Origin of the sequence: Devosia insulae DS-56 (assembly GCF_000970465.2) — a bacterium.
GTDB classification, from domain to species: Bacteria; Pseudomonadota; Alphaproteobacteria; order Rhizobiales; family Devosiaceae; genus Devosia_A; species Devosia_A insulae.
Genome location: NZ_LAJE02000259.1, coordinates 1 through 8,205, shown reverse-complemented (window position 1 = coordinate 8,205; position 8,205 = coordinate 1). Strand labels below are relative to the sequence as shown.

Sequence of the window (8,205 nt, the reverse complement as noted above, 5' to 3'; positions counted from 1 at the left end):
ACCACCAGCTTCGCTGGTCCCCCTCCCCCGCCACGCGGGGGAGGATCAAGAAGAGGCCGCCGACAGATCCAGCCGCGGCAGCTTCACCGTGATCGCCGTGCCGCCGCCCTCGCGCGCCCGATATTCCGGCTCGCTGCCGCCGAACTGTCGCGCCAACTGTTTGACGATCAGCGCACCCAGCCCTTCCTGCCCGCTATGCGAAGCGATGCCGCGCCCATCATCTTCGACCGACAGCGCGATGACCCCGTCCTCGCCGCGCTCGAAGCGGATATGCACCGTGCCCGCCTGCCCCTCAGCGAAGGCGTGCTTCAGCGCATTGGTGACCAGCTCGCTGACCACGATCCCCAGCGTCGTTGCATCGCGCGCCGGGATGATCATGGGTTCGAGGTGCTTCTCGAAGGTCACCGCCTTGTCGGGCGGCATGGCGGCAGCGAGATCGTCGATCACGTCGGTCAGGAACTCGGCCGCGTCGGTGGTCTCGAGGTCGGGCCCGAGCCGCAGCCGCCGGTGTCCCGAGGCGATCGCCTGCACCCTGAGCTGCGCTGCTTCCAGCGCGTTGCGCACTTCGTCCGAAGCGGTGCGCGCCAGCTGCAGGCCGAGCAGCGACGACACCGTCGCCAGCGAGTTGCCGATCCGGTGGTTGGTATCCTGCAGCAGCGTCTCGAGCCGGGCCCGTTCGCGCTCGGCGTGCCCCCGCGCCTCCTCGACTGCCGCCGTGCGCTCGCGCACATGCGCCTCGAGTTCCTCGTTCGCGGTCCTCAGCCGGTTCTGCTGCTGCGCCAGCGCTACCACCTTGCGCTGCGTGCGCGACAACAGCGCATAGGTGAGGATCGCCGCGGCGGCGAGGGCAGCAAGGATGGTGGCGACCAGGAGCTGGCGGTAGAATTCCATCCGGCTGTTGCGCTCGATCAGCTTGTCGTCTTCCTCGCCGATCACCTGCCGCACCACGCTGCGGATCCGCTCCATCAGCTCGAGCCCGGTATCGGAGCGCAGCAAGGCCAGCGCTTCGGCATTCTGCCCCGATGACATCAGCTCGATGGTGCGCGCCATTTCCGCTCGCTTGGCGTCGAGATCGGGCACCAGCGCCTCGAGGCGGCTGAGCTGCGTGGGGTTGTCGCTGATCAGCGCCAGGAGGCTCTGGTAGGTCTGGCTGAGGTTGCCAACGGCGATGTTGTAGGGCTCGAGATAGGCTTCGTCGCGGGTGATCAGGTAGCCGCGCTGCCCCGTTTCGGCATCGACCACCGCCAGCATCAGCTCGCTCGCCTGCCGCCGGATCTCGTAGGTCTTGGCGATGTCGGCGAGCTGGCTGTCGACCGTGCGCACCATATAGAGCGACGCCGCCACCGCCACCAGCACCAGCGTCAGCGACGCCACGATGGCGACGCGCCGCACCACGCCGCGCCGCGGCGCGGCGGTCTCGACGGACTGGGTGCTGACATCGAGCATCAAGGCGCCGTCCTCATCCGGGGATGGTGCTGCTGAGGCCGGTTTTGCCCCCCGGACCAAGCAATGATCGATAGATGCCTAGCCCCGGGCGGTGGCAACAATGCGGCCCCATCATATCAGCGGCCGCTTCCGGTCGGTGAGGCCGCCCCAGCCGGCAATATCGGCCAGGGCCCCGGGGTCGAGCACCTCGCAGGCCCGGTCATGCCAGCGGATCAGCTGTCGCTCGGCGAGCTTGCGCAACGTCTTGTTGGTGTGAACGATCGACAGCCCCAGCGTGTCGGCCACATGCTGCTGGGTGATCGGAATCAGGTGCTTGGAGGCCTTGGCCTGCCCCACCTGCTCGGCCCGCTGGTGGAGGAAGGCGATGAGGTAGGCGGCCCGCTCCATGGCGCTGCGCCGCCCGACGCTCAACAGGTTCTCGTCGAGCATCCGTTCCTCGCGCGAGGCCAGCCAGGTGATGTCGAAGGCGAGGCCGGGATGGTTCTCGAACAAGGTCGGCAGCGTATCGCGCTGGAACACGCACAGCACCACCGGCGACAGCGACTCCACCGAGTGCTCCATCTCGCCGATCACCGAGCCCTGCAGCCCCACCAGGTCGCCGGGCAACAGGTAGTTGAGAATCTGCCGGCGCCCATCCTCCAGCGTCTTGAAGCGGAAGGCCCAGCCCGACAGCAGCGTGAACAGCTGCGCGCTATGCGCCCCCTCGGAGAGGATGGCGGAAGCGGGTTCGCTTACCAGTTCACCGCGCTTGAAGCTCGAGACGAACTTCAGCTCCTCCGGCGTGAAATCGCGAAAGTGCTCGTTCTCCCGGAGGGGACACGCTTCACAGGGGATGCGGCGGGCATGGGCGACAGTGGCCAGGGCAATGCTCACGACTGAGGAACCATGGGAGCATGCAGCAACGGCGAACGAACGCAACTGCTTCGATCAGCCAAACTTCTCAGGCGCATGTCTTTGTTAAATGACCGGGGCGAGCCGACGATGAACGATGCGCGCCACCACCGCGTCATGGAACCACAAATGCAAGGACTGCATGCCCTCGTCGTCGAGGAGGAGTATCTCGTCGCCGCCGGGATCGAACAGACCCTGCGCGCCGCCGGCGCCGCCGACGTGACCATCAGGAATAACGCGAATACTGCCCGCGCCCTCGACTTCTCAGGCTTTGCCCTCGCGGTGATCGAGGCCCGCTTCGGCAGTGCCGACGCTGTGGCGCTCTGCGCCGCGTTGCGGGCGGCGCGCGTACCAGTGGTGGTGACTTCGGCCGATGTGGCCGTCCAGGCCTTGTTCACCGGCGCAACCCCGCTTGCCAAGCCGTTCGATACCGAGGCCCTGCTGGCGGCCTGTGTGGCCGCCAGGCGACGTGAGGTCAAGTGAAGCGCGGGATGGTGGTGACCTGTGCCGACACCGCGTCCGGCCCGTAATCGCCTTCGCCGGTGACCTTGAGCAATTCCTGCAGCTTGGTGCGGGCGCGGCTGACCCGGCTTTTCATCGTGCCGATGGCGCACTTACAGATCTCGGCTGCTTCTTCGTAAGAGAAGCCGGAGGCGCCGATCAGGATGATCGCCTCGCGCTGGTCGTCGGGCAACTGATCGAGCGCCCGGCGGAAATCGCCCAGGTCCATGATCCCATATTGCGAGGGATGCACCGCCATGCGCTCGGTGAAGGCCCCGTCGGTGTCCTGCACCTCACGGCCGCGCTTGCGCATCTGGCTGTAGAACTCGTTGCGAAGGATGGTGAACAACCACGCCTTCATGTTGGTGCCCATCTCGAAGCTGTCCTGCTTCGCCCAGGCCTTCATCACCGTGTCCTGCACCAGGTCGTCAGCCTTGTCGTGGCGCCCCGACAGGGACACCGCAAAGGCCCGAAGACTTGGCAGTGTAGACAGCAGTTCTCGCTTGAAGCTCGGCTTCTCGGCGTCCATGGCGTTATTTACCCTTCGCGGGCTTGGACTGCTTTTCCACCGTGTCGAGCTGCTCGAGCAGATCGATCAGCCTGGATGGGATTTCTTCGCTCTGTACCGCTCCGTAGAGCGCCCGCAGCTTGTTGCCGATGTCGGAATTTGGCCCCAGTCCATCGTCGCCGCGTCGCCGTAGCATGCCCAAATCATTCATTGTTGTTTTGTCTCGCATAAACCCTTCGCCCCACAGCAGGATCTGACGCCCCATACTCCAGCCGCGGCAGACTAAATGCGCGGTGGCAAAAAAAGTTCCGAACATGCTGGAACCAAGTTTTCCGCATCCCCGTTCTTCAGCATGGTAAGCTCTAAAAGCGTCACGGGAGAAGAATATCCATGTCCCTTTCCACGCGGATCGCTCCGCATCTTCCTTATCTGCGCCGGTTCTCGCGCGCCGTCACCGGCTCGCAGACGTCTGGCGACGCCTATGTGGCGGCAACCCTCGAAGCCTTGATTGCCGATCTCAGCATTTTCCCCGAGTCCAGCAACGACCGGATTGCGCTCTACCGGCTCTATTCGGCGCTGTTCTCCAGTTCGGCCATTCGCGTGCCGGAGCCGACCTCGAGTTTCCCCTGGGAGACGCGGGCAGCGGCGAACCTCGCCAACCTCGCGCCCCGTCCGCGACAGGCCTTCCTTTTGGTAGCGGTAGAAGGCTTCAGCCACGACGAGGCATCCGAGATCCTCGATGTCACCTCGGCCGAGTTCGCCGACCTCCTGTCGCAGGCCTCCGCCGATATCTCGCGCCAGGTGGCGACTGATATCCTGATCATCGAAGATGAACCGCTGATCGCCATGGACATCGAGCAGATGGTCGAAGGGCTCGGCCACCGCGTGGTCGGCATCGCCCGCACCCATAAGGAAGCAGTGGCGCTCTATCACAAGACCCAGCCGCGCATGATCCTCGCCGATATCCAGCTCGCCGACGGCTCGTCGGGTATCGATGCGGTCAACGATATCCTCCACGCCCATCCGATCCCGGTGATCTTCATCACTGCGTTCCCGGAGCGGCTGTTGACCGGCGAGCGGCCGGAGCCGACCTTCCTCGTCACCAAGCCGTTCAACCCGGACATGGTGCGGGCGCTGATCAGCCAGGCGCTGTTCTTCGACGAAGGCTCGCGCGCCGCGGCCTGACGAAACTCCGGACGCCCCTCCGGATTTGGGCCGGGCTCTGCCCGGCTCTTTTTTTGCGCGCGAGTCACGGGGCTCTCGCTCCAACTCCCCGTCCACGACACATCATCCACCGCGGAACTCAACCAGCGCCCGGCCGTTACTCCTGCGAGAGATCAATGGAGTAACAAGAATGTTGCAATACGCACTGCTCTTCCTGGTCATCGCGATCGTCGCCGGCGTGCTCGGCTTTGGCGGGATCGCCGGTACCGCGTCGGGTATCGCGCAGATCCTGTTCTTCCTGTTCCTCGCCTTCCTGGTGATCTCGCTGATCATCGGCCTGTTCCGGCGCGCGTCGTAGAGCCCGTTCAGCGCTTTACGCCTCGGGCGAACAACTCGGACCGTCCTTAGCCGGGTCCGCGGTCTGAGGTGGCAGCGGCTCCGTCCAAGTGGATGGGGCCGCTAGCTTTTGCGTGCAGCGCGACAATTTCCCGGGGCGCTCTGTCGAATCCCGATCACCTGGTTCGATTAGAGGTAAACGTCTATGCCGCCCTGAGGAGAGAGCCATGACCCAATACCTCGTCGCCATCCACCATCCCGATGATTTCGAGCCGTTTTCCGAAAGCGATGAGACGCGTCGCGACATCGCCGACCTCAACGTCGCCATGCAGGCGGCCGGCATCGTGAGGTTCGTCGGCGGCCTCGATCGCCCGGGCGCGGCGAAAGCCGTACGCCGCAAACCCGAAGGTGGCCTGCTGGTCACCGACGGTCCCTATATTGAAACCAAGGAGCATGTCGGCGGCTTCTGGGTGCTGGAGCTGCCCGACATGGACGCCGCGCTGGATTGGGGCAAGCGGGCAGCGGTCGCGTGCCGCGCACCGGTCGAGGTGCGGGCATTCGGCACGTTGGAAGATCGGGATAAGGGGCGCTGAGGTTTCGCACCGGCGGCGCCACAACGCCCCCTCGCCCCTCTGGGGAGAGGGCGGCGAATGAGGCCAACGGCCTCATTCGCGGGGGTGAGGGGCGCCAAGCGCGCTGAAATCGGCGCCTGGCATCGCAGCAGCATTATCCGGTGTGCTTGGCTACCCCTCACCCTAACCCTCTCCCCAGAGGGGAGAGGGGACACAAAAGCCCCGCCGTAGCGGGGCTCAGTTTTCATTGCTGTCCGAACCGCTTAGTGCAGGCGGTTGAACCAGTCGTCGACTTCTCGCTCGGCCTCTTCCTGGGCCTTGCCGTAGCGTTCCTGGATCTTGCCGCTGAGCTGCTTGCGGCTGCCCTTGATGATGTCGAGGTCATTGTCGGTCAGCTTGCCCCACTGGGTCTGGACCTTGCCCTTGAACTGCTCCCAGTTGCCTTCCATCTGGTTCCAATTCATTTGCAATCTCCTTCTCGTCTGCTGAGGAAAACGAGCCGCCGTAACCGGTGGCTGCTACAGGACTAACGCCTCTTCGTACGAGGGGTTCCGCAAAACTCTTGCCACAAGGCGCGGCATTGGGTTTGTTGCCGCGGATGCAGAACCCCCTCGCTCCGCCCGTCGTCGAAATCTCCGATCTCCATAAGTCCTACGGTCCGCTCGAGGTGCTGAAGGGTGTTTCGCTCACCGCTCGCCAGGGCGAGGTGGTGGCGCTGATCGGCTCCTCCGGCTCGGGCAAATCCACCCTCTTGCGCTGCATCAACATGCTCGAAGTGCCCGAGGCCGGTACGGTGAAGGTCGGCGGCGAGGAGATTGCGCTGACCGGCACGCCGCCGCACAGGAAGCCCGCCGACGAGCAGCAGATCCGCCGCATCCGCTCCGAGCTCGGCATGGTGTTCCAATCGTTTAACCTGTGGAGCCACATGACCATTCTGGGCAATGTCATGGAAGCGCCACTCAAGGTGCAGAAGCGCGACAAGGCCGAGGTCGAGGCCGAGGCGCTGGAAATGTTGGCCAAGGTGGGCATCCGCGAGAAAGCCGGCAGCTACCCCAGCCAGCTCTCGGGCGGCCAGCAGCAGCGCGCCGCCATCGCCCGGGCGCTCTGCATCAACCCAAAAGTCATGCTGTTCGACGAGCCGACCTCGGCGCTCGATCCCGAGCTCGAAGTGGAAGTGCTGCGGGTGATCAAGCTGTTGGCCGACGAAGGGCGCACCATGATCCTTGTCACCCACGACATGCAGTTCGCCAAGACCATCGCCGACCGCGTGGTCTTCCTGCACCAGGGCAAGATCGAGGAAGAAGGCACCGCGGCCGAAGTGTTCGGCAACACCCGCTCGCCCCGCCTCAAGCAGTTCCTCAGCGCCGCCGGTCACGGCTGACACGCCTCACCCCGGACTGCTGAGACGGCTGATTGCAACAATTCACAAACGATTGACCGAACGGTAAAAAGCGCTAGCGTTGCGCTTCAAGTGCCGCCTGAGCTGCGGCACGACCCGATAAGCCGGTTCACACCGGCCACAACGCCGGCCAAAGACCGGCGGTACGACAGGAGAGACTATGAACAAGCTCGTTCTGGCGGCAGCTGCGGCTGCTCTCGCCATGTTCGCGACTGGTGCCAATGCGCAGGCCATCCGCATTGCCACCGAAGGCGCATATGCGCCTTGGAACTTCCTCGATGAAGCCGGCAAGCCCGCCGGCTTCGAAATCGATCTCGGCAACGAGATCTGCAAGCGCGCCGCGCTCGAATGCGCCTTCCAGGTCAACGAGTGGGATTCGATCATCCCCAACCTCGTGGCCGGCAACTACGACCTGATCATGGCCGGCATGTCGATCACCGATGAGCGCAAGCAGTCGATCGACTTCACCACCAACTACTTCCCGCCCGATCCGTCGCACTACATGGTGCGCACCGGCACTGCGCTCGATTTTGCTGCGCTGACCGGCAAGAGTATCGGCGTGCAGGGCGGCACCATCCAGGCCGGTTACGCCGAGACCACCTTTGGCGGCACCAACACCATCAAGTCGTTCGAGACCGCCGACCAGGCGCTGGCGGACCTCAATGCTGGCAATGTCGACGTGGTGCTCGCCGACAGCTCCTATATCTCCGAGATCGTCGCCGGTTCGGGTGGCGCCATCGAGGTGGTGGGCCCCGAAGTGATGCTGGGTGGCGGCGTCGGCGCCGGCGTCCGCAAGGCCGATACCGAGCTGCGCGACAAGGTCACCGGGGTCATCGACGAAATGAAGAAGGACGGCTCGCTCGACGCGCTGATCATCAAGTGGTTCCCGGACAAGGCGCCGGGCCCGATCTTCGCCGGCGGCTGACCCCTCACATAATGGCGGGGGCGGGTCTTCCCGCCCCTGTCGCTTTACAGGACCCCTATGGTCGATCTTCTGCCGCAATGGCTCCAGAACGTCCTCGGCGAGGACGTGCTGTTCTGGCTGGGCTACTTCACCAACGGCAAGCATCTGAGCTGGTATGCGAGCGTCCAATATACGCTGGCCGCCGGCGCCATCGGTGCGGTCGTGGCGCTGGGCCTCGGCGTGCTCTCGGCTGCTGGCCGCAACTCGCGCTTTGCTGGCTTCCGCCTGCTCGGCAAGGCCTATACCAATTCGCTGCCAGGCATCCCGGACGTGCTGTTCTTCCTGTTCTTCCCGCTGGCCTTTGAGCAGGCGGTGGAATGGATCCGTGCCCAGGCGGTCTGCACCCCCGCCGAGCTGGCGCTTGGCCGATGGCCGCTCTGCCCGGACGCCAACCTGATCTTCGGCAGCGTCGAATACCTGATCC

Annotated in this window: 11 protein-coding genes and 1 pseudogene; 7 read left to right on the top strand and 5 right to left on the bottom strand. The window is 64.6% G+C overall.

Features of this window, described 5'->3' with window-relative positions; genetic code table 11:
- Window positions 1-45: 45 nt before the first annotated feature.
- Both VW23_RS18475 and VW23_RS18470 read right to left on the bottom strand, forming a co-directional pair.
- A complete protein-coding gene (locus tag VW23_RS18475; RefSeq protein ID WP_069911015.1) occupies window positions 46-1,446 on the bottom strand; it encodes a sensor histidine kinase in 1,401 nt (466 codons plus the stop codon).
- Window positions 1,447-1,557: 111 nt separating this feature from the next.
- Complete coding sequence (locus VW23_RS18470; protein ID WP_069911017.1) at window positions 1,558-2,313, bottom strand: Crp/Fnr family transcriptional regulator; 756 nt, start codon at window positions 2,311-2,313, stop codon at window positions 1,558-1,560.
- A 153-nt stretch (window positions 2,314-2,466) separates the two neighbouring features.
- Between VW23_RS18470 and VW23_RS18465 the strand changes: the two genes are divergently transcribed.
- Complete coding sequence (locus VW23_RS18465) at window positions 2,467-2,820, top strand: response regulator (protein WP_069911014.1); 354 nt, start codon at window positions 2,467-2,469, stop codon at window positions 2,818-2,820.
- Here the strand turns inward: VW23_RS18465 and VW23_RS18460 are convergent.
- The gene (locus VW23_RS18460) at window positions 2,813-3,367 is read right to left on the bottom strand and encodes an RNA polymerase sigma factor (RefSeq protein WP_069911013.1); all 555 of its coding nucleotides are present in this window, start codon (window positions 3,365-3,367) and stop codon (window positions 2,813-2,815) included. The genes VW23_RS18465 and VW23_RS18460 overlap by 8 nt on opposite strands.
- A 4-nt stretch (window positions 3,368-3,371) precedes the next feature.
- Window positions 3,372-3,662: a NepR family anti-sigma factor gene (locus VW23_RS18455; RefSeq protein WP_425285223.1), complete on the bottom strand. Its 291-nt coding sequence runs from the start codon at window positions 3,660-3,662 to the stop codon at window positions 3,372-3,374.
- A gap of 74 nt (window positions 3,663-3,736) precedes the next feature.
- Between VW23_RS18455 and VW23_RS18450 the strand changes: the two genes are divergently transcribed.
- From VW23_RS18450 to VW23_RS18440, 3 genes are all read left to right on the top strand, one after another.
- Window positions 3,737-4,531 carry a response regulator gene (locus tag VW23_RS18450; RefSeq protein ID WP_069911012.1) on the top strand — a complete coding sequence of 265 codons (795 nt, stop codon included), beginning with the start codon at window positions 3,737-3,739 and terminating at the stop codon, window positions 4,529-4,531.
- A gap of 169 nt (window positions 4,532-4,700) precedes the next feature.
- A complete protein-coding gene (locus tag VW23_RS18445; RefSeq protein ID WP_069911011.1) occupies window positions 4,701-4,868 on the top strand; it encodes a DUF1328 domain-containing protein in 168 nt (55 codons plus the stop codon).
- A gap of 205 nt (window positions 4,869-5,073) precedes the next feature.
- Window positions 5,074-5,439 carry a YciI family protein gene (locus VW23_RS18440; RefSeq protein WP_069911010.1) on the top strand — a complete coding sequence of 122 codons (366 nt, stop codon included), beginning with the start codon at window positions 5,074-5,076 and terminating at the stop codon, window positions 5,437-5,439.
- 242 nt (window positions 5,440-5,681) lie between these two features.
- Here VW23_RS18440 and VW23_RS18435 read toward each other — a convergent pair whose 3' ends face one another.
- Window positions 5,682-5,882 (bottom strand): CsbD family protein, encoded by a 201-nt coding sequence (locus VW23_RS18435; protein WP_069911009.1) that lies wholly within the window; start codon window positions 5,880-5,882, stop codon window positions 5,682-5,684.
- A 134-nt stretch (window positions 5,883-6,016) separates the two neighbouring features.
- On the opposite strand from VW23_RS18435, the gene VW23_RS18430 reads away from it, so the two are divergent.
- From VW23_RS18430 to VW23_RS18420, 3 genes and pseudogenes are all read left to right on the top strand, one after another.
- Window positions 6,017-6,799, top strand: a complete 783-nt coding sequence (locus VW23_RS18430; RefSeq protein WP_069911008.1) for an ABC transporter ATP-binding protein — start codon at window positions 6,017-6,019, stop codon at window positions 6,797-6,799.
- Window positions 6,800-6,977: 178 nt separating this feature from the next.
- Window positions 6,978-7,742, top strand: a complete 765-nt coding sequence (locus tag VW23_RS18425; RefSeq protein ID WP_069911007.1) for a transporter substrate-binding domain-containing protein — start codon at window positions 6,978-6,980, stop codon at window positions 7,740-7,742.
- A 57-nt stretch (window positions 7,743-7,799) separates the two neighbouring features.
- Window positions 7,800-8,205: pseudogene (locus VW23_RS18420) on the top strand (ABC transporter permease); the annotation flags it as partial.

Bases quoted from the DNA above. Each gene is read 5' to 3' on its own strand.
- VW23_RS18460 (WP_069911013.1), bottom strand. From the start codon at position 3,367: ATGGACGCCGAGAAGCCGAGCTTCAAGCGAGAACTGCTGTCTACACTG.
- VW23_RS18450 (WP_069911012.1), top strand. From the start codon at position 3,737: ATGTCCCTTTCCACGCGGATCGCTCCGCATCTTCCTTATCTGCGCCGG.
- VW23_RS18425 (WP_069911007.1), top strand. From the start codon at position 6,978: ATGAACAAGCTCGTTCTGGCGGCAGCTGCGGCTGCTCTCGCCATGTTC.
- VW23_RS18440 (WP_069911010.1), top strand. From the start codon at position 5,074: ATGACCCAATACCTCGTCGCCATCCACCATCCCGATGATTTCGAGCCG.
- VW23_RS18455 (WP_425285223.1), bottom strand. From the start codon at position 3,662: ATGTTCGGAACTTTTTTTGCCACCGCGCATTTAGTCTGCCGCGGCTGG.
- VW23_RS18435 (WP_069911009.1), bottom strand. From the start codon at position 5,882: ATGAATTGGAACCAGATGGAAGGCAACTGGGAGCAGTTCAAGGGCAAG.
- VW23_RS18465 (WP_069911014.1), top strand. From the start codon at position 2,467: ATGCAAGGACTGCATGCCCTCGTCGTCGAGGAGGAGTATCTCGTCGCC.
- VW23_RS18430 (WP_069911008.1), top strand. From the start codon at position 6,017: ATGCAGAACCCCCTCGCTCCGCCCGTCGTCGAAATCTCCGATCTCCAT.
- VW23_RS18445 (WP_069911011.1), top strand. From the start codon at position 4,701: ATGTTGCAATACGCACTGCTCTTCCTGGTCATCGCGATCGTCGCCGGC.
- VW23_RS18475 (WP_069911015.1), bottom strand. From the start codon at position 1,446: ATGCTCGATGTCAGCACCCAGTCCGTCGAGACCGCCGCGCCGCGGCGC.